Annotated in this window: 22 protein-coding genes; 16 read left to right on the top strand and 6 right to left on the bottom strand. The window is 64.6% G+C overall.

Translation table 11 applies throughout. The features are described 5' to 3' along the window. Positions 1–2: 2 nt before the first annotated feature. The 3 genes from EJ073_RS12675 to EJ073_RS12685 all read right to left on the bottom strand — a co-directional run bounded on the left by EJ073_RS12675 (position 3) and on the right by EJ073_RS12685 (position 2796). Complete coding sequence (locus tag EJ073_RS12675; protein WP_126056036.1) at positions 3–968, bottom strand: PDR/VanB family oxidoreductase; 966 nt, start codon at positions 966–968, stop codon at positions 3–5. Next, complete coding sequence (locus EJ073_RS12680; RefSeq protein WP_126056037.1) at positions 965–1561, bottom strand: dimethylamine monooxygenase subunit DmmA family protein; 597 nt, start codon at positions 1559–1561, stop codon at positions 965–967. Before EJ073_RS12680 ends, EJ073_RS12675 begins: the two co-directional genes overlap by 4 nt. A gap of 101 nt (positions 1562–1662) precedes the next feature. Continuing rightward, positions 1663–2796: an aminomethyltransferase family protein gene (locus EJ073_RS12685; RefSeq protein WP_126056038.1), complete on the bottom strand. Its 1134-nt coding sequence runs from the start codon at positions 2794–2796 to the stop codon at positions 1663–1665. Positions 2797–3082: 286 nt separating this feature from the next. Here EJ073_RS12685 and EJ073_RS12690 point away from each other — a divergent pair, with 286 nt between their 5' ends. The 16 genes from EJ073_RS12690 (at position 3083) to EJ073_RS12765 (ending at position 20665) form a co-directional block, all read left to right on the top strand. Then, positions 3083–3370, top strand: coding sequence for a hypothetical protein (locus EJ073_RS12690; RefSeq protein ID WP_126056039.1), 288 nt, complete (start codon positions 3083–3085; stop codon positions 3368–3370). 5 nt (positions 3371–3375) lie between these two features. Further along, entirely contained in the window at positions 3376–3753 is a 378-nt protein-coding gene (locus EJ073_RS12695) for a hypothetical protein (RefSeq protein ID WP_126056040.1), read from the top strand. A gap of 15 nt (positions 3754–3768) precedes the next feature. Further along, entirely contained in the window at positions 3769–3930 is a 162-nt protein-coding gene (locus EJ073_RS12700) for a hypothetical protein (protein ID WP_126056041.1), read from the top strand. 14 nt (positions 3931–3944) lie between these two features. Continuing rightward, positions 3945–5357 (top strand): amino acid permease, encoded by a 1413-nt coding sequence (locus EJ073_RS12705; protein WP_126056042.1) that lies wholly within the window; start codon positions 3945–3947, stop codon positions 5355–5357. A gap of 35 nt (positions 5358–5392) precedes the next feature. Further along, positions 5393–6082: a hypothetical protein gene (locus EJ073_RS12710; protein WP_189347387.1), complete on the top strand. Its 690-nt coding sequence runs from the start codon at positions 5393–5395 to the stop codon at positions 6080–6082. After that, positions 6079–6408 carry a hypothetical protein gene (locus EJ073_RS12715; protein ID WP_126056043.1) on the top strand — a complete coding sequence of 110 codons (330 nt, stop codon included), beginning with the start codon at positions 6079–6081 and terminating at the stop codon, positions 6406–6408. The genes EJ073_RS12710 and EJ073_RS12715 overlap by 4 nt, the downstream gene beginning before the upstream one ends. A gap of 85 nt (positions 6409–6493) precedes the next feature. Next, entirely contained in the window at positions 6494–7390 is an 897-nt protein-coding gene (locus EJ073_RS12720) for a glutamine amidotransferase family protein (RefSeq protein ID WP_126056044.1), read from the top strand. 4 nt (positions 7391–7394) lie between these two features. After that, a complete protein-coding gene (locus EJ073_RS12725; protein ID WP_126056045.1) occupies positions 7395–8126 on the top strand; it encodes a GXGXG domain-containing protein in 732 nt (243 codons plus the stop codon). Between the two features lie 6 nt (positions 8127–8132). Beyond that, positions 8133–9461 carry an FMN-binding glutamate synthase family protein gene (locus EJ073_RS12730; protein ID WP_126056046.1) on the top strand — a complete coding sequence of 443 codons (1329 nt, stop codon included), beginning with the start codon at positions 8133–8135 and terminating at the stop codon, positions 9459–9461. 61 nt (positions 9462–9522) lie between these two features. Further along, positions 9523–10830, top strand: a complete 1308-nt coding sequence (gene glnT / locus EJ073_RS12735; protein ID WP_126056047.1) for a type III glutamate--ammonia ligase — start codon at positions 9523–9525, stop codon at positions 10828–10830. 94 nt (positions 10831–10924) lie between these two features. Further along, the gene (locus EJ073_RS12740; RefSeq protein WP_126056048.1) at positions 10925–12178 is read left to right on the top strand and encodes a sarcosine oxidase subunit beta family protein; all 1254 of its coding nucleotides are present in this window, start codon (positions 10925–10927) and stop codon (positions 12176–12178) included. A gap of 10 nt (positions 12179–12188) precedes the next feature. Continuing rightward, the gene (locus EJ073_RS12745; protein ID WP_126056049.1) at positions 12189–12464 is read left to right on the top strand and encodes a sarcosine oxidase subunit delta; all 276 of its coding nucleotides are present in this window, start codon (positions 12189–12191) and stop codon (positions 12462–12464) included. Then, the gene (locus EJ073_RS12750) at positions 12464–15448 is read left to right on the top strand and encodes a sarcosine oxidase subunit alpha (protein ID WP_126059194.1); all 2985 of its coding nucleotides are present in this window, start codon (positions 12464–12466) and stop codon (positions 15446–15448) included. Before EJ073_RS12745 ends, EJ073_RS12750 begins: the two co-directional genes overlap by 1 nt. Further along, complete coding sequence (locus EJ073_RS12755; RefSeq protein ID WP_126056050.1) at positions 15441–16064, top strand: sarcosine oxidase subunit gamma family protein; 624 nt, start codon at positions 15441–15443, stop codon at positions 16062–16064. Before EJ073_RS12750 ends, EJ073_RS12755 begins: the two co-directional genes overlap by 8 nt. Positions 16065–16333: 269 nt before the next feature. After that, positions 16334–18703, top strand: a complete 2370-nt coding sequence (locus tag EJ073_RS12760; RefSeq protein WP_126056051.1) for an aminomethyltransferase family protein — start codon at positions 16334–16336, stop codon at positions 18701–18703. A 252-nt stretch (positions 18704–18955) separates the two neighbouring features. Next, positions 18956–20665: an APC family permease gene (locus EJ073_RS12765; protein WP_126056052.1), complete on the top strand. Its 1710-nt coding sequence runs from the start codon at positions 18956–18958 to the stop codon at positions 20663–20665. A gap of 288 nt (positions 20666–20953) precedes the next feature. Here EJ073_RS12765 and EJ073_RS12775 read toward each other — a convergent pair whose 3' ends face one another. The 3 genes from EJ073_RS12775 to EJ073_RS12785 form a co-directional block, all read right to left on the bottom strand. Then, positions 20954–24100, bottom strand: coding sequence for an efflux RND transporter permease subunit (locus EJ073_RS12775; protein WP_126056053.1), 3147 nt, complete (start codon positions 24098–24100; stop codon positions 20954–20956). A 234-nt stretch (positions 24101–24334) separates the two neighbouring features. Then, positions 24335–25483, bottom strand: a complete 1149-nt coding sequence (locus tag EJ073_RS12780; protein ID WP_126056054.1) for an efflux RND transporter periplasmic adaptor subunit — start codon at positions 25481–25483, stop codon at positions 24335–24337. A 53-nt stretch (positions 25484–25536) separates the two neighbouring features. Beyond that, a complete protein-coding gene (locus tag EJ073_RS12785) occupies positions 25537–26142 on the bottom strand; it encodes a TetR family transcriptional regulator (RefSeq protein ID WP_126056055.1) in 606 nt (201 codons plus the stop codon). Positions 26143–26412 lie beyond the last annotated feature (270 nt).

Genomic DNA, 26412 nt, shown 5'->3' on the forward strand with positions numbered 1-26412 from the left:
TCCTATCTTTCCAGGACCAGCGACTTGCCCTCGAAGCGCGAGACGCAAGGCATGATCTTGCAGCCGGAGCGATGGTCTTCCTCGCTCAGCCAGTGGTCGTTGTGGATGAACTTGCCGTCTGCCGAGATGACATTGGTCTCGCACTGGCCGCAGACGCCGCCGCGGCAGAGATAGGGCGGATCGACGCCGGCGGCCTCGATCGCCTCGAGCAGACTCTGCTGCGAGCCGACACGGATCGTCTTGCCGCTGACGGCCAGCGCCACATCGAAGGGCGCGCCGGGCTGGGGCGCCGCGAAATGCTCGAAATGCACGGTTTCCGACGGCCAGCCGAGAGCGGCGGCGCGGTCGCGCACCCAGTTGATCATGCCGGCCGGGCCGCAGACGTAGAGATGCGTGCCGAGCGGCTGCGTCGAAAGCAGACGGTCGAGATCGATGCGCTCGTCGCGATCGTCGTGGTAAAGCTTCACCCGGCGGTCGTAGCGCTGCTGCAGGATATCGGCATATGTGCCGAGCGAAGCGGTGCGGCAGGTGTAATGCAGCTCGAAATTGCCACCCGACCCCGCCAGTTGCGCGGTTTGCGCCATGAACGGCGTGATGCCGATGCCGCCGGCCAGCATCAGGTGCTTCCTGGCTCTCAGGTCGAGCGAGAACAGGTTGACCGGATAGCTGATCACCATCTCGAGGCCGGGCTTGACCGACCTGTGCATGAACAGCGAGCCGCCGCGGCCGACATCGTCGCGGCGCACCGAGATCGTGTATTCGCTGGTATTGAGCGGTGAGCCCATCAGCGAATAGGGGTTGAGCCTGGTGCGGTCGCCGTCGCGCATCTCGACCACGACATGGGCGCCGCCTGAAAAGGTCGGCAGGAGTTCGCCGTCGCGGCGGCGGAAATGGAAGCGGGTGACCAGATCGTTGACGGGGGCGACATCGCTGACGACGACGTCGAGCTTGGTGGTGCCGGTGCTCATCGGAAGACCTCCTCCATCGGAGGAACCTCTGAGCGATCCTCGGCATTGATGCAGACGCCCTGGAAGGCGGCCAGGCGCCTTGAATAGTGGTCGCGCACCAGAAGCAGCAGGCCGCAATGCGCGCAGGTCGCCGGCTGCGTCGTCACGTTCTCGGTGATGCCCTTGCAGTGCACGCACTGCATGCGGCGCGCCAGCGAGCCGCGATGCTCGGTCTGCATGGAGGTGTGGTCGATGCCGGCCTCGAGCGCCACCTGCATGGCCTGGCCGATCAGCCCTTCGGTGCCGCTAAGATAGAGACGCAGGCCCATATGGGCGTTGGTCAGGGTCTGCCTCAATCGCGGCAGCAGGCTGGCGAAGGACGGCGCAATATGGAGCTGCGCCGGCTTCAGCGCTTCGAGAGCGCCAATGTGCTTGCCGTCGGGACCCGGAATGAAGACGATCTCGGCACCGTCGAAGAAACCGGCCGGCGCCTTGCCGGCCATGTCGATGATCGCGAGCGCGCCTTCGGCATCCGCCACGAATAGATGGTGCTTGCCGGGCTGCGGAGACAGGGTTCCGTAAACGGGCCGGCTGATGATCGTCTTGGCTGCCATTCTACCTTAGATCAGTTGGAGCATGATCTTTTCCGAAAACCGGTTCCCACTTTTCGGGATCATGCTCTAGTGCCTCGATACCCCTCCCCGTTGATAATGCCTCAGCCCTTGGCGGTGCGCTTGGTCTTTTTGGGATCGTCGAACGGCAATGGTTGCGCCGTCGCGTTGATCGCGCCGCTCCTGTTGCGGATCTCGAGCCTGGCGTCCTTGACGGCGCAGTCGACGTCGAGGCGGGCGATGCCCATCGACTTCTCGACCAGCGGCGAATACATGGCGCAGGTCACCACGCCAACCTTCTTGCCGTCGCGATAGACCGGCGCGCCTTCGTCGGCCGCCTCCTTGCCGTCGAGCAGGACGCCGTAAATCTTGAAGCGCTCCTTGCCCTTCAGGCGGTAGTGCTCCTCGGCGCCGCGGAAGCCGGTCTTGCCGGGGCTGACGGTGAAGTCGAGGCCGAGCTCCCACAGCGTGTCGCCGGGGCCTTCATTGTCGAAGGGATATTTCTGCGAATTGTCGTAGGGGTAGAAGAGCAGGTAGCTTTCGACGCGCAGCATATCCAGCGTGGTGAAGCGGCACGGGATGATGCCCGCGCTCTTGCCCTCGTCGAGGATCCTGTCCCAGATCGTGCCGGCGTCCTGGCCGCGGCAGAATATCTCGTAGCCGCGCTCGCCGGTGTAGCCGGTGCGCGAGATCATCACCGGAAGGCCGAACAACTGCGTCTGCATATGGTGGAAGTAGTTGAGGTCGCGGATGCCCGGCACGTGCTTGGCCAGGTAGTCGACGGCGGTCGGTCCTTGCAGCGACAGGTCGTGCAGATTGTCGTCGAAGCGCAGCGAGACGTCGCGGCCCACAGCTGCCCGCTGCAACTCTTCATGGCCGGTGCCCGACCCGTGCACCACCATCCAGCTGTTGGGGCTGATGCGGTAGATGATGCAGTCATCGGTGAACTTGCCGGCCTCGTTCAGCATGCAGGCATAGGCCGACTTGCCGGGATAGATCTTCTCGACGTCGCGGGTGGTGGCGAGGTCGATCAGATGTGCGGCATGCGGCCCGGTGATGTGGACCTTCTTCAGGCCCGACACGTCCATCAGGCCGGCCTTGGTGCGGATGGCGACATATTCCTCATCGGCATCCTTGTCGTAGGTCCAGGCGGTGCCCATGCCGCTCCAGTCCTCGAGCTTCGAGCCGAGCGCGCGATGGCGGTCCGCCAAGGTCGAAAATCTCCAGGATGCCGTCATCCGATCGTCCTCCGTCAGAAAGTCATTGCTGTTCCCTGCTCCTTGGCTCGATGGCCGGAGCTTTGATCGAATATTGACCGCAAACGGCGAAGCGCTGCAATCCCCTTGAAGCAAATAATTTCATTGTCAGGCAAAATTCTTGACCTGGAACGAACGGTTCACAAACCGTAAATCCGGCTTGACAATTCCGGAATTCGGTCGGAACTTATGAAAAAAATTTCACTCTGTTGAAAGAGCGGGACGCCCGGCCGATTCGGGTTCGGACGTCGAGAGAAGGGGAAAACCGATGTCCGACCTGCAGCAGCGCATCAATGCGCTGTACCGTTCCGACGTGCGCGGATCCGCGCTCCTGATCATCTGCCTGTGGGCGACGATCCTCTTCGTCCTCATCATGGCATGGCCGTACATTCCGGACGCCGGCATCAAGCTGGTCGTCGCGGTCGCCGCCGCCGCAGTGCTGATCTTCAACACGGCCGCCATCCTGGCGATGGTCAACCACTACAAAGAAGACAAGGACTTCATCTACGGGCTCGACATCAAGAACGCCGATGCGTTCCGCAACCGCAAGGGGTAGACAGCATGTCCCGCTACACGCCGCCGGAACAGAGCAAGGCCGGCCAGATTTTCGACATCGCTGTCGTCGTGGTGGCCATTTTCGTGGCGCTGTGGCTGCCGCTGAAGCTCGGCCTCGCCGGAGCGGCGAAGTCCATCGATCCGCTCGACGCCAAGACCTGGGACGCGCTTGGCCAGAACGCCACCATGGCCTCGATCTGGGAGAAGCTCGGCTATACGCCCGAGACCGCGCACGACATCATCCAGAATCGGTTCCACTACATTATCGACTGGCCGACGCTGATCATCATGGCGATCGTGCTGATCGCCTATTTCGTCTTCCTGTTCCGCGCATCGGACCGGGAATATCGCGACGTCATCAACGAAAAATTCGACGACAAGTAATCCGGGGGCACGCTCATGTGGATACCGCTGTCTTACGCCTGCTGGGGCATCTCGATCGTGCTCGCGCTGTGGATGCTCTACGACTGGTTCAAGGTCGACTCGGCCTATTCCGAAGAGGTCTTGACCTCGTCGCGCGAAGGCGAGCTTGAAGCCGTCTCCGAGAAGCACCGGATCTGAGTGGGGATTGATCGATGACGGTCGCGCTTGACAACACCACCACCATCCACGGCGAGAGGGTCTCGCTGCTCCGGGTGCTCGGCCCCGCTCATGTCTGGGCGCTTGGCGTCGGCATCGTGCTGGTCGGCGAATTCACCGGCTGGAACTTCTCGGCCGACAAGGGCGGCGCGCTGGCGGCGCTGATCGTCTGCTGGATCGTCGGCCTGCTCTATACCTCGGTCGCCATGATCGATTCCGAGGTGACCTCGACCGTCGCCGCTGCCGGCGGCCAGTACGCGCAGGCCAAGCACATCGTCGGGCCGTTGATGGCCTTTAACGTCGCACTCTTCCTGGTCTTCGCCTACACGATGCTCGAAGTGTCGGACGCAATCCTGCTCGGCGACACGATAGTCGCCAAGGCCGGCGTCGAGGGGCTTACCCACAATTCCTTCATCGCCGCCACCATCGTGGTGCTGGCATGGCTCAACTATCGCGGCGTGCTGATGACGCTCAACGTCAACTTCATCATCACCGCGATCGCCTACATTTCGATCGTCATCCTGTTCTTCTCGGTGAGCCCGTGGACGCAAGGGGCGGTGCTGAAGCTCAACGAGCTGGTGACGCCCGGCAATGCGCTGCCCTATGGCTGGATCGGCGTCATCGCCGCCTTCCAGTTCGGCATCTGGTACTATCTCGGCATCGAGGGCACGACGCAGGCCGCCGAGGAAGTGCGCTCGCCGGCGCGTTCGCTACCCTACGGCACCATGGCCGGCATGATCACGCTTCTGATCGCCGCCGCCATGACATGGTATGTCTGCGCCTCGATGATGCCGTGGGAATATCTCGGCATCACCTATTATCCGTTGTGGGACGCCGGCAAGCTGACCGGCAGCCCGCTGCTCGAGAACCTGCTGTTCATCGCGACGCTGCTGGCCGCGCTTGCCTCCGCCAATGGCTGCATCAACGATGCGGCGCGCGCCTGGTTCTCGCTCGGCCGCGACCGCTATCTGCCGAGCTGGTTCTCGGCGGTGCATCCGAGATACCGCACGCCCTACCGCTCGATCCTGTTCCTGCTGCCGATCGCGCTCGCCTTCGCCTTCATCGCCGATCTCAACCAGGCGATCACCTTCTCGATCCTGTCGGGCGTGCTGCAGTACACTTTCATGAGCATCAACATCATGATGTTCCGCAAGAAGTGGCCGCTGGGCTCGATCCGTCGCGGCTACACGCATCCCTTCCATCCGCTGCCGGCGATCGTGCTGTTCTGCCTGTGCGTGGTCACCTTCTTCGCCATCTTCCTCGGCTTCGGCTCGCAGCTGATCGCGATGACCATCTTCTATTTCCTGATCTCGCTGTGGTTCCACTTCTATCGCTACAAATTCGTGCGCCGCGGCGACCAGTTCACCATGCCGTGGCCGAAGCCGCAGGGCTATGGGAGTGGAAAGTAAGCCCGCCGGCTGACGGTGGGCTCTGGCGCGTCGAGATGTCTGAGTTGACGTCAACTTTACTTGTCGGGGCGATTGCGCTTGCCGTCGTCGTCCACCTCGCCTGGCTCGCGCGCAAAAGCCGCAAACGGGCCAGGGCGGGGCTTGCCGCCGACACCGCCGACATTCGCTCCGTCATCGCCGACGCCATCGATGTCTCAGACGGCACCGCCGGTGTCCTCACCTGGGCGGGCACCTGGAACGGGCGTCGTGTGCAGGTCCGCACCATCATCGACACGCTGGCGACGCGAAAACTGCCGACGCGATGGCTGAGCGTCACGGTCACCGAGCCTGTCGATGTGCCGGGAACCTTCGACATGATGATGCGGCCGGGTTCGGCGACCACCTTCTCCAATTTCGATCACCTTGGCCATACGCTGCCGGCGGCCGCCAGCTTTCCCGCCGAAGCGGTGCTGCGCACGGACCGCAAAGGTGTCGCCTTTCCGCAGGACATCATCGCCGGCCATCTCGACATCTTTGCTGAAGGACGCGCCAAGGAACTGCTGGTCACACCGAAGGGCGTGCGCATCGTCTGGTTGCTCGCCGAAGCCGAACGAGCGCGCTACGGCGTGTTCCGGCAGGTCGCATTCGGCGACGTCAGGCTCGATCCGGCGCTGATCGAGAGGCTGCTGCAGTCGGCCTCGGCGCTTCGCGATGCGATCAACGAGCGCAAACGGCAGGCCGCATGACCGATAGAACCGCCTCCCCTGCTCCGACGAATCCGTATCTCGTGCTCGGCGCGGCGATCGCGCTGCCGGGGAGCGGGCATGTCATGCTCGGCGTGCCGACGCGCGGGCTGCAGTTCCTGTTCTTCATGGTGATCCTGGCCTGGGTCACCACCAAGGTGGCGCCGCCGGACGCCAGCTTCGTCGGCCGCCATGCCGGTGGTTTCCTGATCTACGCGCTATCGATTCTCGATGCCTACCGGATGGCGCGCATCCGCTACGCGCAGTGGGCTCACAAGGGCAGCCGGAGCGATGGCGGCACGGGCAGCGGCGTAGAGCCGCATGCGTAACTAGAGGAAAAATTTTTTCATACGATTGAATTTTGCGGACTCATTGGGTACATCATTTTTTAGCTGCAAACGCCGGGAGGCTGACATGTGTGGAATCGTCGGACTTTTCCTCAAGGACAAGTCGCTGGAACCCAAGCTCGGCGCGATGCTGTCGGAGATGCTGATCTGCCTCACCGACCGGGGTCCGGACAGTGCCGGCATCGCCATCTATGGCGCACCGGCCGGCAACGAGGCCAAGATCACCATCCAATCGGCGAAACCGGAACACGACTTCCGCGGCCTCGACGCTGAGCTCGCCAAGGCGATCGGCGCGCCGGTGAGCGTTGCGGTCAAGTCGACGCATGCGGTGATCAGGACGGCTCTGGACAAGGTCTACACCGCGCGTGAGGCACTGCAATCGCTTCGGCCCGATATCAGCATCATGGGCGCCGGCGAAGCGGTCGAGATCTACAAGGAGGTCGGTCTGCCGGAAGCCGTCGTCGAGCGCTTCGACGTCCGCTCGATGACCGGCACGCATGGCATCGGCCACACCCGCATGGCGACGGAATCGGCGGTCACCACGATGGGCGCGCACCCCTTCTCGACCGGCGCAGACCAATGCCTGGTGCACAATGGCTCGCTGTCCAACCACAACAATGTGCGGCGCGAGCTGGTCCGCGAGGGCATGATATTCGAGACCGAAAACGACACCGAGGTGGCAGCCGCCTATCTCTCCTCCAAGATCGCGCATGGCAAGAACCTCGGCGAGGCGCTGGAGGGCACACTCTCCGACCTCGACGGCTTCTTCACCTTCGTCGTCGGCACCAAGAACGGCTTTGGCGTGGTGCGCGACCCGATCGCCTGCAAGCCCGCCGTCATGGCCGAGACCGACCAGTATGTCGCCTTCGGTTCGGAATATCGCGCGCTCACCAAACTGCCCGGCATAGACAATGCGAGGGTCTGGGAACCGGAGCCCGCAACCGTCTATTTCTGGGAGCATTGAGTTCATGCCGGCAACCAACGTATCCACCGCTCAGCGCGACCAGAGCCACGCCAGGGTGTTCGACCTTGCCGCACTGTCGCTGCGCGAGCTGAACCAGGCGCTGCATCAGCTCACACCGGGCTCAAACGAGACGGCCTGGGAGGTGCTCAACCCCAAGGGCAGCCATTCGGTCGCCGTCGGCGTCGACCAGCCGGTCGCCATAGATGTGCGCGGCAGCGTCGGCTACTATTGCGGCGGCATGAATGCCGGCGGCGCCATCACCGTGCATGGTTCGGCCGGCCCCGGCGTCGGCGAGAACATGATGTCGGGCTCGATCGTGATCAAAGGCGACGCCAGCCAGTATGCCGGCGCCACCGGCCGCGGGGGCCTGCTGGTCATCGAAGGCAACGCGTCGTCGCGCTGCGGCATCTCGATGAAGGGCATCGACATCGTCGTGCACGGCAATATCGGCCACATGTCGGCCTTCATGGCGCAGTCCGGCAACCTCGTGGTGCTGGGCGATGCCGGCGATGCGCTGGGCGATTCCATCTACGAGGCACGGCTGTTCGTGCGCGGCAAGGTCGAGAGCCTGGGCGCCGACTGCATCGCCAAGGAGATGCGGCCCGAGCATCTGGAATTCCTGCAAGGCCTGCTCGACCGCGCCGGCGTGACCGGCGTCAAAGCTTCGGAGTTCAAGCGCTACGGCTCGGCGCGCAAGCTCTACAATTTCAATATCGACAACGCCGACGCGTATTGAGGCAAGATGACCTATCGCAACCCGCCGACGACGCCGCGCAAATCCGCAACCTTCGACGACTACACGCTTTCCGAGATCCGCCGCGCAGCAGCGACCGGCATCTATGACATCCGCGGCGCCGGCGCGAAGCGCAAGCTGCCGCATTTCGACGATCTCTTGTTCCTCGGCGCCTCGATCTCGCGCTATCCGCTGGAAGGCTATCGCGAGCGCTGCGACACCAGTGTGGTGCTGGGCACGCGCCACGCCAAGAAGCCGATCGAGCTGAAGATCCCGATCACCATCGCCGGCATGAGTTTCGGGTCGCTGTCCGGCCCCGCCAAGGAAGCGCTCGGCCGCGGCGCGACGCTGTCCGGCACCTCGACCACCACCGGCGACGGCGGCATGACCGAGGAGGAGCGCGGCCATTCCAAGCAGCTCGTCTATCAGTACCTCCCGTCGCGCTACGGCATGAACCCGCGCGACCTGCGCCGCGCCGATGCGATCGAAGTGGTCGTCGGCCAGGGCGCCAAGCCCGGCGGCGGCGGCATGCTGCTTGGCCAGAAGATCTCCGACCGCGTCGCCGAGATGCGCACGCTGCCCAAGGGCATCGACCAGCGCTCGGCGTCGCGCCATCCCGACTGGACCGGGCCCGACGACCTCGAGATCAAGATCCTCGAACTGCGCGAGATCACCGACTGGGAAAAGCCGATCTACGTCAAGGTCGGCGGCGCCCGCCCCTACTACGACACCGCGCTCGCGGTGAAGGCCGGCGCCGACGTCGTCGTGGTCGACGGCATGCAGGGCGGCACGGCCGCGACGCAGGAAGTGTTCATCGAGAATGTCGGCCAGCCGACGCTTGCCTGCATCAGGCCGGCGGTGCAGGCGCTGCAGGACCTCGGCATGCATCGCAAGGTGCAGCTCATCGTCTCCGGCGGTATCCGCAACGGCGCCGACGTCGCCAAGGCGCTCGCGCTCGGCGTCGACGCGGTATCGATCGGCACGGCGGCGCTGGTTGCGCTTGGCGACAACGATCCCCGCTGGGAGGCGGAGTACAATGCGCTCGGCTCCACCGCCGGCGCCTATGACGACTGGCACGAAGGCCGCGACCCGGCCGGCATCACCACGCAAGATCCGGAGCTGATGAAACGAGTCGACCCGATCGCGGCCGGACGGCGGCTGGCGAATTACCTGAAAGTGATGACGCTGGAGGCGCAGACGATCGCGCGCGCCTGCGGCAAGAACAGCCTGCACAATCTCGAGCCCGAGGACCTCGTCGCGCTGACCATCGAAGCGGCCGCCATGGCGGGCGTGCCGCTTGCCGGCACCAACTGGATACCGGGCAAGAACGGCTTCTAATCAATGAAGGGCCAAGACCCAAATGCCTTGGGCCATGGCCGACAAAAAATGGGGAACTGGTGTGACTACTGATCTTGCAGAATTCGCAAGGGCGAAAAACGTCAAATATTTCATGATCTCCTACACCGACCTGTTTAGCGGGCAGCGTGCGAAGCTGGTGCCGGCACAGGCGATCGCCGACATGCAGAAGGACGGCGCGGGATTTGCCGGCTTCGCCACATGGCTCGATCTCACCCCGGCGCATCCGGACATGCTGGCGGTGCCGGATCCAGCCTCGGTCATACAGTTGCCGTGGAAGCCGGAGGTCGCCTGGGTCGCCGCCAATTGCATCATGGACGACAAGGAGGTCGGCCAGGCACCGCGCAACACGCTGAAGCGGGTGATCGAAGAGGCCGCACGCGACGGCATGCATGTCAAGACCGGCGTCGAGGCGGAGTTCTTCCTGATCTCGCCGGACGGCAAGGCGATCTCCGACGAATACGATACAGCCTCAAAGCCCTGCTACGACCAGCAGGCGGTGATGCGCCGCTACGACGTCATCGCCGAGATCTGCGACCACATGCTGGCGCTGGGCTGGGGCCCCTACCAGAACGACCATGAGGATGCCAACGGCCAGTTCGAGATGAACTGGACATTCGACCATGCGCTTGCGACCGCCGACAAGCACTCCTTCTTCAAATTCATGGTGAAGTCGATTGCCGAAAAGCACGGCCTGCGCGCGACGTTCATGCCCAAGCCCTTCCAGGGCCTGACCGGCAATGGCTGCCATGCGCATATCTCGGTGTGGGACGAGACCGGCAAGACCAATGTCTTCGCCGACAATGCGATGGAGCTCGGCCTTTCCGCCAAGGGCAGGAACTTCCTTGGCGGCATCATGAAGCATGCCTCGGCACTTGCGGCGATCACCAACCCGACGGTCAATTCCTACAAGCGCATCAATGCGCCGCGCACGATTTCTGGCGCGACCTGGGCACCGAACACGGTGACATGGACCGGCAACAACCGCACCCACATGGTGCGCGTGCCAGGCCCGGGCCGTTTCGAGCTGCGCCTGCCCGACGGTGCAGCCAACCCGTATCTGCTGCAGGCCGTCATCATCGCTGCCGGTCTCGATGGCATCCGCTCGAAGGCCGACCCGGGCAAACGCTACGACATCGACATGTACCAGTTCGGCCATACCGTGACGGATGCGCCGAAACTGCCGCTCAACCTGCTCGACGCGCTGCGCGAGTTCGACAATGACAAATCGCTGAAGGCGGCGCTGGGTGAGGAATTCTCGTCGGCTTACCTAAAGCTGAAGCAGCAGGAATGGAATTCCTATGCTTCGCACTTCACGCAGTGGGAGCGCGACCACACGCTGGATATCTGAAGCATCGGACCGAAAAGTGCGAAGCGGTTTTCGGACGAATCCGATGCGTTAAGGAAGACCATCAGCGCGATGCGAGCGAGCTCGGAATGACTTTATGAAATACTCGATCTTCTCGCTCGCCCGCGCCGCCCTCTCCGGCCACAAGAACTGGCAGCGCACCTGGCGCGACGCCAGCCCGAAGGGCCGCTACGATGTGGTGATCATCGGCGGCGGCGGCCACGGGCTGGCGACGGCATGGTTCCTCGCCAGCGAGTTCGGCATCCGCAACGTCGCGGTGCTGGAAAAAGGCTGGATCGGCTCCGGCAACGCCGGCCGTAACACCACCATCATCCGCTCCAACTACGGCCTGCCCGGCAATACCGGCTTCTACGAATTGTCGATGAGGCTGTGGGAACGGATGGAGCAGGACCTCAACTACAACGCAATGGTCAGCCAGCGCGGCGTCATCAACCTCTACCACTCCGACGCCCAGCGCGATGCCTATGCGCGGCGCGGCAACACCATGCGCATCAACGGCATCGACGCCGAACTGCTCGACCTCGCGGCGGTCAAGAAGATGATGCCGTTCCTGAACTTCGACAATGCGCGCTTTCCCGTGCAGGGCGGGCTGCTGCAGCGGCGCGGCGGCACGGCCCGGCACGACGCCGTCGTGTGGGGCTACGCGCATGCGGCCAGCGAACTCGGCGTCGACATCATCCAGAACTGCGAGGTCACCGGCTTCACGCGCGATGCCAACGGCAAGGTGACCGGCGTCGAGACCTCGCGCGGACGCATCGGCGCCGGCAAGGTCGGCATGGCGGTCGCCGGCTCCACATCGCGCGTCGCGGCGATGGCGGGCCTGCGCCTGCCGATCGAAAGCCATGTGCTGCAGGCCTTCGTCTCGGAAGCGATCAAGCCGCTGCTGCCCAATGTCATGACCTTCGGCGCCGGCCACTTCTATGTCAGCCAGTCGGACAAGGGCGGCCTGGTCTTCGGCGGCGACATCGACGGCTACAATTCCTACGCCCAGCGCGGCAACCTTCCAGTCATGGAGGATGTCTGCGAGGGCGGCATGGCGCTGATCCCGATGATCGGCCGCGTCCGTCTTCTGCGCCAGTGGGGCGGCATCATGGACATGTCGATGGACGGCACGCCGATCATCGACAAGAGCCCTGTGGAAGGGCTCTATCTCAATGCCGGCTGGTGCTATGGCGGCTTCAAGGCGACGCCCGGCTCCGGCCTGGTCTTTGCCCATCTTCTCGCTCGCGATGAGTCGCACCAGGAAGCCGCGCGCTTCCGCCTGGACCGCTTCCAGCGTGGCGCAATGATCGACGAAAAGGGCCAGGGCGCCCAACCGAACCTGCACTGAAGGCCCTGCCATGCGCATAGTCTGTCCCTTCTGCGGCGAACGCGAACTCGGCGAGTTCACCTATCTCGGCGACGCCAAGCCGCAACGCCCAGCGCCGGTAGCCGGCGAGGACGCCGTCTACGAATACGTCTACCTGCGCGACAACATCGCCGGCTCAATGAGCGAGCACTGGTATCATGGCGGCGGCTGCCGGGCCTGGCTGAAGGTCACCCGCAACACGCTGACGCATGAGATTTCAGCCGTCGCACCCGCGGCTGGCGCCGGTGCCGCAAAGGTTGGCGCGTGATGGTCGGCGGCGCGCAGACTCACCGGCTGGCGAATGGCGGTCTCATCGACCGTTCGACGCCGCTGAGCTTCCGCTTCGACGGCAAGACCCTGCTTGGTTTCCAGGGCGATACGCTGGCCTCGGCGTTGGTCGCCAACGGCGTCAAGCTGGTCGGCCGTTCGTTCAAGTACCATCGTCCGCGCGGCATCCTGACGGCGGGATCGGAAGAGCCGAATGCGCTGGTCGAATTGCGCAGCGGTGCCAGGCGCGAACCGAACACCAAGGCGACGACGGCGGTGCTCTATGACGGTCTAGAGGCCGCCAGCCAGAACCGCTGGCCGTCGCTGCGCCACGATTTTCTGTCGGTCAACCAGCTGTTTGCGCCGATCTTCGTCGCCGGCTTCTACTACAAGACCTTCATGTGGCCGGCAAAGTTCTGGGAAGCGGTCTACGAGCCGGCGATCCGCCGCGCCGCCGGTCTCGGCCGCACCGCCGGCATCGCCGATCCCGACCATTACGACAAGGCGTGGGCGCACTGCGACGTGCTGATCGCAGGCTCCGGCCCGGCGGGACTGGCGGCAGCTTTGGCTGCCGGCCGCTGCGGCGCGCGCGTCATCCTCTGCGAAGAGGATTTTGCCCTCGGCGGCCGCCTGCTCGCCGATGGCGGCACGATCGACGGTCTGCCCGCTGCCGAATGGATCGCGCGCACGCTGGACGAGCTTGGCTCGATGCCCGATGTCCGCATCATGACGCGCACGACGCTGTTCGGCGTCTATGACGGCGGCACCTATGGCGCGATCGAGCGCGTCAACGACCATCGGTCGGTGCCGCCGGAGCACCAGGTGCGGCAACGGCTGTGGCGCATCGTGGCGAAGCGCAGCATTGTCGCGGCGGGCGCGATCGAGCGGCCGATCGTCTTTGCCGGCAACGACACGCCCGGCGTGATGATGGCGGCCGCCATGCGCAGCTATGTCGGCCGTTATGCAGCAACGCCAGCAAAACGCGTCGCGCTGTTCACCAACAACGAGGATGGCTGGCGCACGGTCGAGACGGCGCTCAGAACAGGGCTGCAGGTCGCGGCAGTGATCGACGCGCGGCCGGATGTCTCGCCGGCTCATCGCGCGCTTGCTTCCAAGAACGGCTTCGCGGTGCTCAACGGTTCGGTTACCGGCGTCGACGGCGGCAAGGACGGTGTCCGCAAGATTTCGGTCTCGCTGACCGGCGGCGCGCGCGCCGAGGTCGAGGCCGACGGGCTTGCCGTCTCCGGCGGCTGGAATCCTTCGGTCGGGCTGACCTCCTATCATCGCGGCCGGCCGAAATGGCGCGACGACATCGCCGCGTTCGTGCCGGACGGCGCGCCGCCCGGCATGGTCGCCGTAGGCGCCGCCAACGGCGCCTTCGGCCTCAGCGCTTGCCTGCGCGAAGGGTTTGAGGCCGGCGCCGCTGCCGCAAGCGATAGCGGGCGCGGCGGCACCGCAGGTTCAGCGCCGATCGCCGACGACGAGACCTTCTCGCTCACCCCGCTCTGGCATGTCGCCGGCAAGGGCAAGGCCTTCGTCGACCAGCAGCACGACGTCACCGCCTCCGATGTCGAACTGGCGCAGCGCGAAGGTTTCGAATCGGTCGAGCACCTCAAGCGCTACACCACACTCGGCATGGCGACCGACCAGGGCAAGACCTCCAACATTGCCGGCCTCGCCATCATGGCGGCGGTGAGCGGTAAATCGATCCCGGAAACCGGCACGACGATCTACCGTCCGCCTTACGTGCCAGTCGCCATCGGCGCTTTTGCCGGTCACCACCGCGACGAAAACTTCCACGCGACGCGGCTGACGCCGTCGCATCACTGGGCGGCGGAACAGGGTGCGGTCTTCGTCGACACCGGTTTATGGAAACGGGCGCAGTGGTATCCCCGCGCGGGCGAGAAGGACTGGCTGGAATCGGTCACCCGCGAGGTCAAAACGGTGCGCGGCGGCGTCGGCTTCTGCGATGTCTCGACGCTCGGCAAGATCGATGTGCACGGTCCCGACGCCGGCGCCTTCCTCGACCGCGTCTACATCAACAGTTTTTCGAACCTCGCCGTCGGCAAGGCGCGCTACGGGCTGATGCTGCGCGAAGACGGCATCGTCTACGACGACGGCACGACCTCGCGGCTGGCCGAGGATCACTATTTCCTCACCACCACCACCGCCAAGGCCGGGCTGGTGATGCAGCATCTCGAATTCTGCCGCCAGGTGCTGTTCCCCGAGCTCGACCTGCAGTTGACCTCGGTCTCCGACCAGTGGGCGCAATTCTCAATCGCGGGGCCGAAGACCCGTGACCTGCTTCGCGAAATTGTCGATCCCTTGGACGACCTGTCGAACGAAGGTTTTCCGTTCATGGGCGCGCGCGAAGTTGCCTTGCGCGGCGGCATCAAGGCCAGGCTGTTCCGCATTTCGTTCTCCGGCGAGATGGCGTTCGAGATCTCGGTGCCGGCGCGCTACGGCGAGGCGCTGGTGCGCAATCTGATGATCGCGGGAAAACCGTTCGGCGTGACACCCTATGGCACCGAGGCGCTCGGCGTGATGCGCGTCGAGAAGGGCCATGTCGCCGGGCCGGAGCTCAACGGCACCACGACCGCCGCCGATCTCGGCCTCGGCAAGATGATGTCGACCAAGAAGGATTTTATCGGCCGCGTCATGGCCGGGCGCGAGGCGCTGGTGGCGCCGGACCGGCAGGTGGTCGTCGGCATCAAGCCGACCGACAAGGCGCGGCGGCTGCGCTCCGGCGCGCATGTCATTCCGAAGGGCGAGATCCCCGGCCCCGGCAACGACCAGGGCTATGTCACCTCGGTCTGCTTCTCGCCGACACTCGACCAATGGATCGGGCTCGGGCTGGTCGAACGCGGCCGCGAGCGCATCGGCGAGATCGTGCGCGCGCACGACCCGCTGCGCGGCGAGGAGTACGATGTCGAACTCTGCAATCCCGTCTTCTACGATCCGGAAGGAGGGCGCCAGCGTGGCTGAGTTTTCCTGGGACGTCCGCAGCCCGCTGGACCGCGCGCTGGTCGCCGGCCCTTATGGCGCGCAAGGCGAAGCCGGCGTGGCGCTGACCGAGATCCGAAATTTCGACCTCGTGCAGATCATGGCGCGGCGCGGCAAGGCCGCCGACATGGCCAGGGCCTCGAAGGCTCGCTTCGGCGCGGCGACGCCGGAAACGCCGAAGGCGGTCGGCACCGCCGACGCGACGCTGATCTGGTCCGGACCGGATCAGTTTTTCGTGCTGTCGAAGGGCGGCAGGCACGGGATTGAGGCGCTTGCCTCGGTCTTTGCCGGTTCGGCTGCGCTTTCCGACCAGTCGCATGCGCGCGTGCTGATCAGCGTATCCGGGCAGAGAGCGCGCGCAATGCTCGCCAAGCTATCGTCGATTGATCTGCATCCCTATGTGTTTGCGATTGGCTCCGCTGCTGCAACCTCGATGGATCACACCAGCGTCACGCTGTGGCGGGGTGGTGATCGCGGCGGACAGGCGGTGTTCAACCTGCTGGTGTTTTCGACCTTCGCCGAAAGTCTCTGGCACACCATTCTCGATTCGGCTGCGGAGTATGGCGTTACGATCGCGCATTCCGAGGAACTGGTGTAGCGCATGTGCGCGCACTCTCCTTCTCCCCCTGTGGGAGAAGGTGGATCGGCGCGTTAGCGCCGAGACGGATCAGAGGTGCGCGACGGAGTGAGACGCCGGCGTTCCTTCGCGCACCCCTCATCCGTCGTCTTCGGCGACACCTTCTCCCACAGGGGGAGAAGGAGGAGCCGGCGCCATCTCCACCTTGCCAAATCCAACCCCGCTGCTATTCTTGCTGCTAAACTAATTTCACACACAGGCAAACTTGTTGCTCGAAACATAGGGTCGAGATGAGCCAGTCGCCCTACCCCGCCGTCGCCTCCGGGCCGCCCCGACCGAGCCTCATCCTGAGGCCTGGCCAGATCGCGCTGCCGTCCGGCATCGAGCGCTACACCGTGCAGGGCAATGGCGCCGTGCTGCTCGACGTCGAGGCCGGCGATACGGTCAGCGTGCGCAATATCGAAGGCGGACAGGCCTGCGAGTTGTTGGCCTGGGGCAAGGACGGCGTCACCGATCCCGGCATTTTCGGCGAGGCCGCAAACAGCAACGCCGCCGGCATCAAGGCGCTGCTGGCGGATGGCGACGACAGCTTGTCGGCGCTGCGTCTCGGCCTGCAACGCCGCCAAGTTCAGCTTGAGCAACCGAAGGCCGTGCGCGTCTTCGGCGCTACGACGCCGGCCGGCACCGAGCAAGGCTTCGCCGTGCAGCGCGATGGCGCGATGCTGATCGCCGCACCCGGCGGACCGATGCTGGTCGACGGCCACGACACAGCGACGCCGCTTACCGTCACCGTGCGGCGCAACACCATTCGGCTGAAGACCAGGTCGCAACTCCCCGATCCGCTCGCCGATCCTGTGCTCGATCTGCGTGTCCATTCGGCGACCGCCGAAGCCTATTTCGTCAAGGCCGGCGACTATCTGCAGATCATCGATGTCGATGGCCGGCAGTGCACCGACTTCCAGTGTTTTTCAGCGCGCAAGCTGGACAAGGGCCGCGATCATCCGCTCGACGTGACGACGACGCGCACGCTGATGGGCGCCGCCTATCCGATGCCCGGCCTGCATTCGAAATATTACGACCAGGACATGGAGCCGCTGGTCGAGGTGGTGCAGGACACTTGCGGGCGGCACGACGCCTTCGCGCTCGCCTGTGCTGCCAAATATTACGACGACATCGGCTATCCCGGACACACCAACTGCTCGGAGAATTTCAACAAGGCGCTCTCGGACAAGGGCGTCACGCCCCGCGCCGGCTGGATGGCGATCAACTTCTTCTTCAACACGGCGATCGACGCGCATGGCGTGATGGTCTCGGACGAGCCGTGGTCGCGGCCGGGCGACTATGTGCTCTTGCGCGCGCTGACCGACATCGTCTGCGTCTCCTCCGCCTGTCCCGACGACACCACGCCCGCCAATGGCTGGGACCTCACCGACATCCATGTTCGCACCTATTCCGGCCAGCACAAATTCTCGCGCGCGATCGCCAGACGCATGACGCCCGATTCGGAACCGAAAATGACCCGTGAGACAGCCTTTCATTCGAGCTTTGCCAAGCACACGCGCGACTTCGCCGAGTACAGGGGCTACTGGCTGGCCAACTCCTTCGCCAAGGAGGGCGCCATCGCCGAGTACTGGGCCTGCCGGCGGGCGGCGGTGATCATGGACCTGTCGCCGCTGCGCAAGTTCGAGGTCACCGGACCGGATTCGGAAGCGCTGCTGCAGTACACGCTGACCCGCGACGTCAAGAAGCTCGGCGTCGGCCAGATCGTCTATTCGGCGATGTGCTACGAGCATGGCGGCATGATCGACGATGGCACGCTGCTGAGGCTCGGCAAGGACAATTTCCGCTGGGTCGGCGGCGACGACCTGTCCGGCGAATGGCTGCGCGAGACCGCCAGGAAACTCGGCCTCAACGTGCTGGTGCGCTCGTCCACCGACCAGATGCACAACATCGCCGTGCAGGGGCCGAAGAGCCGCGACATCCTCAAGGAGGTCGTATGGACCTCGCCGCTGCAGCCATCGATCAGCGAGCTCGAATGGTTCCGCTTCGCGGTCGCCCGCATCGGCGGCGGCAACGGCGTTCCGGTGGTCGTCTCGCGCACCGGCTATACGGGCGAGCTCGGCTACGAGATCTGGTGCCATCCGCGCGACGCCGAAAAAGTGTTCGACGCGATCTGGGAGGCCGGCCAGCCGCATGGGCTGAAGCCGATGGGCCTGCAGGCGCTGGACATGGTGCGCATCGAGGCCGGGCTGATCTTCGCCGGCTACGAGTTCTCCGACCAGACCGATCCGTTCGAGGCTGGCATCGGCTTCACCGTGCCGCTGAAGACCAAGACCGACGACTTCATCGGCCGCGACGCGCTGATAAGGCGCAAGGAACATCCGCAGACGAAACTGGTCGGCCTTGACATCGATGCGAACATCCCTGTCGGCCACGGCGACTGCGTCCATGTCGGCCGCGCCCAGATCGGCGTCGTCACCTCCGGCATGCGCTCTCCGCTGCTCGGCAAGACCATCGCCCTGGCGCGGCTCGACGTCACCCATGCCGACATCGGCACGGAGGTCGAGGTCGGCAAGCTCGACGGCCAGGCCAAGCGGCTGCCGGCGCGAGTCGTGGCCTTCGCGCATTACGACCCGCAAAAGACGAAACCGCGGTCCTGACGGCCGCCTCCAAGGCCTCATCCGACCGTCTTGATGGCGGCCGCAGTGGCGTCCGTGCCATGTTTCGCAAGCGTGATGTGCACGGCGCCACAAAACGCTTGACGTGAAAGCGCGTCGGATCAATCTTCACTGTTAAGAAAAAAATGCGACTGAGTGGAAACACTACAGCCGTTCGAAATGAGGCCGGGGGGGAAGCTTCGCGCAGCCGAGGCACACCGGCGGGGAACAGCAAAAAAAGGGGAATTCATACATATGAGCACAATGAGCACGGTCCTGGAGCAGCCTGCGGAAGGCAAGCTGCTCAGGCATATCGACTGGCGTGGCGCCTTCTGGGTGGCAAGCGGCGTTCCCGCCCTCGTCCTGTTCTCCATCGGCGGCATTGCCGGCACGACCGGAACGCTGGCTTTCGTGATCTGGACGGTGTCCATGATCATGGGCTTCCTGCAGTCGTTCACCTATGCCGAAATCGCCGGCCTGTTCCCGAACAAGTCCGGCGGCGCCTCGATCTACGGCGCCACCGCCTGGCTGCGTTACTCGAAATTCATCGCGCCGCTGTCGGTGTGGTGCAACTGGTTCGCCTGGTCGCCGGTGCTGTCGCTCGGCTGCTCGATCGCCGCCGCCTATATCCTCAACGCGCTGGCGCCGATCCCGGTCTTCAGCGAGACCTCGCCGGAAGTGGTCGCCTATATCGCCGCGCATGCCGGCACGGCGCCCGCCGATGCCATCGCGGCGGTGGCCGCCGCCGCGACGCCGGCGATCCGCACCTGGTCGCTGTGGGGCCATACGCTGGGTCCGGTGTCCTTCACCTTCAACGCGACCTTCTTCATCGGCGCGGTGCTGATGCTGATGATCTTCTCGATCCAGCATCGCGGCATCCTCGGCACGGCCAATGTGCAGAAATATATCGGCCTTTTGGTCATCATCCCGATGCTGATCGTCGGCGTGGTGCCGATCTTCACCGGCCAGATCAACTGGGCGAACTTCTCGCCGCTGGTGCCGCTGGCGGCCGCCTACGCGCCCGACCCGGGAGCCTGGAACATCGCCGGCTGGACGCTGGTGCTGGGCGGCATGTTCATCGCCGCCTGGTCGACCTACGGCTTCGAGACCGCCGTCTGCTACACGTCCGAGTTCAAGAACCCCGGCACCGACACGTTCAAGGCGATCTTCTATTCCGGCCTGCTCTGCATGCTGCTGTTCATCCTGGTGCCGTTCACCTTCCAGGGCGTGCTCGGCCTCAACGGCATGCTGGCGACGCCGATCGTCGACGGGTCCGGTGTCGCCGATGCGCTGGCCGGCATGGTCGGCGGCGGCAGGATCATCCACAGCCTGCTGGTCATGCTGATGATCCTGGCGCTGGTGCTCTGCATCATGACGGCGATGGCCGGCTCCTCGCGCACGCTCTACCAGGGCTCGGTCGACGGCTGGCTGCCGCGCTACCTCAGCCACGTCAACGAGCACGGCGCGCCGACGCGGGCGATGTGGACCGACCTCGTCTTCAACCTGATCGTGCTGGCAATCGCCTCGGCCGACGCGACGAGCTTCTTCTTCATCCTCGCCGTGTCGAACTGCGGCTACATCATCTTCAACTTCCTCAACCTCAACGCCGGCTGGATCCACCGCATCGACAACGGCCATATCGCGCGGCCGTGGCGGGCGCCGACCTGGCTGCTCGGCATCGGCGCGATCTTCGCCTATGTCAACGCGGTCTTCATGGGCGCCGGCGCCAAGGTGTGGAACCCGATGGCGCTGTGGGCGGGCCTGATCACCGCGGCTTTGATCATCCCGGTGTTCTGCTTCCGCCACTACATCCAGGACGGCGGCAAGTTCCCCGACCATATGCTGGCCGACCTCGGCATGGCGGGAGCCGACCTCTCGGTCAAGAAGGCGGGCGCCCTGCCCTATCTGACGCTGATCGCCGGCGTGGCGGTGATGCTGATCGCCAACTGGCTGTTCGTCATCTGACGCAGCGACCTGAGAACAAGATCGGGCGCGCCTCGGCGCGCCCGATCTCTTTTGTCCAACGGCCTCTCGTCAGCCAGCCTTGCGGACCGTCGTCTCCTCGAAGAACCGGTTCGACGGCCGCTTCAGGCCGAGATTCTCGCGCAGCGTCGATCCCTCATACTCGCGCCTGAAGATGCCGCGCCCCTGCAATTCGCTTCACACTTTCCTGGAATTGCACTAGCGCGCCGACCCGCGATGCAGATCGTCCGCCACCCGTGACCATGGCGGACGATCCGAGGTTGCCACCACCTATTCCGCGGCCAGCGCCAGTTGCGGCTCTTCGTTGTTCTGCACCAGTTCGGACTCGGGCCTCTTGCCCTCGACCCCGGCCTTCTTGCGCTCGCGGCCGAAGAACAGCGCGTAGCCTGCCGGCAGCACCAGGATGGTGAGCACGGTGGCGACGAGGATGCCGCCCATCATGGCGTAGGCCAGCGGCCCCCAGAACACGGCGCGCGAGATCGGGATCAGCGCCAGCACCGCGGTCAGCGCCGTCAGCATGATCGGCCGGAAGCGGCGCACGGCAGCGCCGATGATGGCCTCGGATCGCTCCATGCCGACAGCGATGTCCTGGTCGATCTGATCGACGAGGATAATCGAGTTGCGCATGATAATGCCGAGCAGCGCGATCACGCCGAGGATGGCGACGAAGCCGAACGGCGCCCCGCTGATCAGCAGGGCCGCGGCAGCACCGATGATGCCGAGCGGACCGGTCGCCAGTACCAGCATCGCCTTGCCGAAATGCTGCAGCTGGATCATCAGCAGCACGACGATGACGGCCAGCATGATCGGCGCCTTGGCGGCGATCGAGGCCTGGCTTTCGGCCGAATCCTCGGCGCCGCCCTGGATCTCGACCTTGTAGCCGGGCGCCAGTCCTGCGCGCAGGTCCTTCATGTCGTTGTACATCTTGGTGACGACGTCGTTCGACTGCACGCCGTCCGGCAGGGTGCCGCGAACAGTGATGGTCGGCAGGCGGTCGCGCCGCCACTCGATGCCCTGCTCAAGCACCGGAACGACCTTGGCCACCTGCGACAGCGGCACGAAGCCGCCGAAATCGGTCGGGATATAGACGGAATCGACCGAGGACAGCAGCTTGCGGCTCGCTTCCGGCTCGCGGGCGACGATCGACACCGTCTCCTCGCCGTCGCGGAAATCGTCGAGCGGCGCGCCGGACATGGTGGCCTGCAGCATCTGGCGGATACGCTGCGAGGTGACGCCGAGCGCGCGGGCGCGATCCTGGTCGATGACCAGCTTCATCGCCGGCACCGGCTCCAGCCAGTCGTCATGGACGGCGCCGAGCAGTGGGTTGGCCTGGAACTTCGCCTTCACCTCGTCGGCGATGCGGCGCACCTCCTGGCGGTCCGGACCCATGACCCGCATCTGCACTGGCCAGCCGGTGGGCGGGCCGAGGAACAGGCGATCGACCTTGGAACGGATCGAGGGGAAATCCTCGGCCAGGACGGTCCGCAGCTTGACGATCAGTCGCTCGCGCGCCGGCTCGTCCTTGGCCATCACCAGGAGCTGGGCGAAGTTGGGATTCCTGAGCTGCTGGTCGAGCGGCAGGAAGAAGCGCGGCGCGCCCTCGCCGATATAGGTGGCGATGAAGCGCTTGTCCGGATCGTCCATCATCTTGCCTTCGAGCGCCTTGGCCTGCGTCTCGACCTCCTTGATCGAGGTGCCTTCCGGCAGCCAGAGGTCGACGAGGATCTCCGGCCGCGAGGACTGCGGGAAGAAGTTCTGCGGAATGAACTGGAACGCCCACAGGCTGGTGGCGAAGGTGACCAGCGTCATCACCAGCACGATGATGCGATGGCGCACGGCCCAGCCGACAGTGGCGCGCAGCCGGCGGTAGAAGCGCGTGTCGAAGACGTCGTGATGGCTGCCGGCATGCTTGCGCTGCTTCAGGATCATGTGGCCGAGCCATGGCGTGAAATAGACTGCCACGAACCAGGACACGACCAGCGCGATGCCGACGACATAGAACAGGGTGCGCACATATTCGCCGGCGGTCGAGGCGGCGAAGCCGACCGGGATGAAGCCGGCGGTGGTGATCAGCGTGCCGGTCAGCATCGGGAAGGCGGTCGAAGAATAGGCGAAGCTCGCCGCCTCGATCTTGACCAGCCCCTCCTCCAGCTTTCGCTCCATCATCTCGACGACGATCATGGCGTCGTCGACGAGCAGGCCGAGCGCGATGATCAGCGCGCCCAGCGAAATGCGCTGCAGGTCGATGCCGAGCTCGTACATGATGGCAAAAGTGGCGGCGAGCACCAGCGGGATGGCGATGGCTATGACCAGGCCGGAACGCCAGCCGATCGACAGCAGCGAGACGGCAAGCACGATAAGCAGCGCCTCACCCAGCGCCTCCATGAACTCCTTCACGGCATCGCGGACGACTTCCGGCTGGTCGGAGATCTGGTCAACCGCGACGCCGTAGGGCAGGCCTTCCTCGAAGCGCTGGTAGGTCGCCTCGACATCCTTGCCGACGTCGGTGACGTTGAAGCCCTTGGCCATGACGACGCCGAGCTGGACGCTCTCATGGCCGTTGAAGCGGTACTTGCGCTGGAACGGATCCTCCAGCCCCGAAGAGACGGTGGCGATGTCGCCGAGCCGCGTCACCTGACCGCCGGCGCGCAGGCGCAGTTCCCTGATGTCGGCGGCCCTGGTGAGGTCGCCCTCGACCGAGATGCGCACCGAGCGCTGTCCGGTGTCGACCGAGCCCGCCGGATCGACATTGTTCTGGCCCTTGATCGCGTTCTGCAGGTCGGTCAGCGTCAGGCCGCGCTCGGCCAGCGCCTTCGACGAGACGTCGATATAGATCTTCTCGGGCTGGTCGCCGATGATGACGGCCTTCTCGACGCCCGGCGTTGTCAACAGCATATCGCGCGCCTGGATGGCGAACTTCTTCAGCTCCGGATAGCTGTAGCCGTTGCCGCTGATCGAATGCAGCGTGATGAAGGTGTCGCCGAACTCGTCGTTGAAATACGGACCGAGCAGCCCCTGCGGCAGGTCGCTGGCGATGTCGCCGACCTTCTTGCGCACCTGGTAGAACGCGTCCTTCACCTGCTCGGCATTGGTGTCGCCTTTCACCTGCAGGGTGATGATGGCGCTGCCGGCGCGCGTATAGGAGCGCACGAAATCGAGATGCGGCGTTTCCTGCAGCTTGCGCTCGATCTTGTTGACGACCTGGTCCTCCATCTCCTGGATCGAGGCGCCCGGCCAGACGGCCTGGACGACCATGACGCGGAAGGTGAAGTCGGGATCTTCCTTCTGGCCCATGCGCATCAGGCCGAGCGCGCCGGCAAGGATGATCAGGCCGAACAGGAAGCGCGCGATGCTGGGGTGGCCGATCGCCCAGCGCGAAAGATTGAAGGGCCGCTTCTCAGTGCTGTCGGTGGTCATCGGCGTCAGTCCATTCCGATTGATCGGCAAGGCACGCATCTGCGCGTGCTCACGATATTTCCGATGCTGGCTTCCGGGCGGCGAGGCTTTCCGAGGCGGAGAGACACTCGTCGCGGTGGGACGCGAGGATCGATGTGGGGGTTACATCAACCTGACGTCTCGACAGCCGGGCGCTCGCCGCCCGGAAACCATGGTCCACTCGCCCGAGCGAGCGGCGTTTTCATTCGCCTGGCTTCAGCGCAGGCTGCTGGTGATGTCGGCTTTGCCTTCGGCCGACGCCGACTGCTGCGCCGCGTCGCCGGAGAGCTTGACCTTGAGGTTCTCGGTCATGAACTGCGTGCCGGCGGCGACCACGACGTCGCCCTGCTTCAACCCGTCCGCGACATTGACGCCGTCCACCGTGAAGTCGCCGACCTTGACCGGGCGCGGATGAACCGTCTCGCTGGTGCGGTCGACGGTCCAGACGATCTTCTGGCCGTCCTTCTCGGCGAGCGCGCTGAGCGGAATCGACACCATTTGCTTTCGGCTCGCCACCGAGGCTTCGATGTTGGCGGTCATGCCGAGCAGCACGCGTGGATCGTTGGGCAGCGAGACGCGAACGGCGAAGGTGCGCGACTGCGGATCGGCGCTGCCGGCGACCTCGCGGACCTTGCCGGCCAGCGTCAGCGCGTCGTCGGACCAGAAGCCCGCCTTGACCTCCTTGCCCGGCCGGAACTCGGCGATATCCATTTCAGGAACGGCGATCAGCACCTCCTTCTCGCCATCGACGGCAACGGTCATCACCGGCGTTCCAGCGCCGACCACCTGGCCGATATCGGCGCTGATGGCGGTGACAATGCCATCCTCGTTCGCCTTGAGATCGGTGTAGCCGACCTGGTTCTTCGCCTGGGCAAGCGTCGAGCGGGCGGCGTCACGCGTCGCCACGGCCTGAGCATAGGTTAGCGTCGCCTGATCGAGCTGCGACTTCGAGGCGAAGCTCTTGGCGTAGAGCTGCTCGGCGCGCTTCTTTGCCAGATCCACCGTTTCGACCTGCCGCTCGGCGGCATCGAGGTTCGCCGCCGCGCTCCTGACCGACAAATCGTAATCGGAGGGATCGATGCGGGCGAGCACGTCGCCCGAATTCACATGCTGGCCGATATCGACGAGGCGCTCGGTGACCTTGCCGGCGACGCGGAAGCCGAGGTTCATCTCGGTGCGGGCGCGCACCGAGCCGGAATAGTCGAGCTCGCGGGTGGTCTGGGCCTCACCGATCTCGACCACCTTGACTGGCCGGATGATCTCCTTGACCTCGGCCTTCTCTTGGCTGCAGCCGGCGAGCTCGAGAGCGGCGACGATCAGGCCGGCGATCGGCAGCCCGCGGATAATGGAATTGGACAAAGACACCTTAGCACTCCTGACTGGAGATAACTTGTCGACCGGCGCCCGGCGGGCGGCGGCTATTTCAAGGCTCGGATCGCGTAATCGATGAGATCGTCGGGCATCGCCCGGTTGGTCTTGGCAAGGCACTGCGCCACCATCTGCGGATGGCAAAGGATGACGGTGGCGGCCCCGAAGCAGCGCGACGCGATCACCGGATCCTGGTCCCTGAACTCGCCGGCTTCGATGCCCTGGCGGATCACCTCGGCGAACAGATCGTGGATGCTGTCGACATGCTTGTCGATGACACCCCAGTCGCGCTCGAGCGCGACGATGACCATCTCATGCACCTTCTGGTCATCGAGCATGACTTCCATGGTCATCTTGTACTGCGCATGCACGTAGCGGCGCAGCCGCTCCTCGGCGCTGAGCGGCAAGCGCGAAATCTCGTAGGCCATCTTGTAGCTGGCGCCGAGCATGCGGCCGCAGACGGCCTGGTGGATTTCGACCTTGGAGGCAAAGAAACGATAGATGTTGGCCGGCGACATGCCGAGCTCGCGGGCGATGTCGGCGACATTGGTCTTGCCGTAGCCGTAGTGCCGGAACAGGCGTTCGGCGCAATCGAGGATGCGCGTCACATTTTCCTGGCGGGCGGGGTCGGCCACGATGTTGGCGGCTTCGGACATTAGCTCTCTGTCAAATAACGAGTGACGAATTTCAATTTTCATCACTCGTAAATCGAAACGAGCGCGATGTCAACGCGGATTCGACGTACGCGTATAATTGGTGACAGATGGTGACAGTGAGGAAAGGTTGAACCCGACGAATGAGTTCGTCTTCCTAGGGCGAAGCAAGGAGCGAAGCGACGCGGCGCAGACCCTGGGATCAATGCCGTGACGTCGGCCAAAGAATAAAGTCGGATCAAGCAGATAGCTTGCCAGCGGCGCCATTCGTGC

The sequence above is a fragment of the Mesorhizobium sp. M4B.F.Ca.ET.058.02.1.1 genome (assembly GCF_003952505.1).
Lineage (GTDB): Bacteria > Pseudomonadota > Alphaproteobacteria > Rhizobiales > Rhizobiaceae > Mesorhizobium.

Bases quoted from the DNA above. Each gene is read 5' to 3' on its own strand.
- EJ073_RS12675 (WP_126056036.1), bottom strand. From the start codon at position 968: ATGAGCACCGGCACCACCAAGCTCGACGTCGTCGTCAGCGATGTCGCC.
- EJ073_RS12680 (WP_126056037.1), bottom strand. From the start codon at position 1,561: ATGGCAGCCAAGACGATCATCAGCCGGCCCGTTTACGGAACCCTGTCT.
- EJ073_RS12685 (WP_126056038.1), bottom strand. From the start codon at position 2,796: ATGACGGCATCCTGGAGATTTTCGACCTTGGCGGACCGCCATCGCGCG.
- EJ073_RS12690 (WP_126056039.1), top strand. From the start codon at position 3,083: ATGTCCGACCTGCAGCAGCGCATCAATGCGCTGTACCGTTCCGACGTG.
- EJ073_RS12695 (WP_126056040.1), top strand. From the start codon at position 3,376: ATGTCCCGCTACACGCCGCCGGAACAGAGCAAGGCCGGCCAGATTTTC.
- EJ073_RS12700 (WP_126056041.1), top strand. From the start codon at position 3,769: ATGTGGATACCGCTGTCTTACGCCTGCTGGGGCATCTCGATCGTGCTC.
- EJ073_RS12705 (WP_126056042.1), top strand. From the start codon at position 3,945: ATGACGGTCGCGCTTGACAACACCACCACCATCCACGGCGAGAGGGTC.
- EJ073_RS12710 (WP_189347387.1), top strand. From the start codon at position 5,393: ATGTCTGAGTTGACGTCAACTTTACTTGTCGGGGCGATTGCGCTTGCC.
- EJ073_RS12715 (WP_126056043.1), top strand. From the start codon at position 6,079: ATGACCGATAGAACCGCCTCCCCTGCTCCGACGAATCCGTATCTCGTG.
- EJ073_RS12720 (WP_126056044.1), top strand. From the start codon at position 6,494: ATGTGTGGAATCGTCGGACTTTTCCTCAAGGACAAGTCGCTGGAACCC.
- EJ073_RS12725 (WP_126056045.1), top strand. From the start codon at position 7,395: ATGCCGGCAACCAACGTATCCACCGCTCAGCGCGACCAGAGCCACGCC.
- EJ073_RS12730 (WP_126056046.1), top strand. From the start codon at position 8,133: ATGACCTATCGCAACCCGCCGACGACGCCGCGCAAATCCGCAACCTTC.
- EJ073_RS12740 (WP_126056048.1), top strand. From the start codon at position 10,925: ATGAAATACTCGATCTTCTCGCTCGCCCGCGCCGCCCTCTCCGGCCAC.
- EJ073_RS12745 (WP_126056049.1), top strand. From the start codon at position 12,189: ATGCGCATAGTCTGTCCCTTCTGCGGCGAACGCGAACTCGGCGAGTTC.
- EJ073_RS12750 (WP_126059194.1), top strand. From the start codon at position 12,464: ATGGTCGGCGGCGCGCAGACTCACCGGCTGGCGAATGGCGGTCTCATC.
- EJ073_RS12760 (WP_126056051.1), top strand. From the start codon at position 16,334: ATGAGCCAGTCGCCCTACCCCGCCGTCGCCTCCGGGCCGCCCCGACCG.
- EJ073_RS12765 (WP_126056052.1), top strand. From the start codon at position 18,956: ATGAGCACAATGAGCACGGTCCTGGAGCAGCCTGCGGAAGGCAAGCTG.
- EJ073_RS12775 (WP_126056053.1), bottom strand. From the start codon at position 24,100: ATGACCACCGACAGCACTGAGAAGCGGCCCTTCAATCTTTCGCGCTGG.
- EJ073_RS12785 (WP_126056055.1), bottom strand. From the start codon at position 26,142: ATGTCCGAAGCCGCCAACATCGTGGCCGACCCCGCCCGCCAGGAAAAT.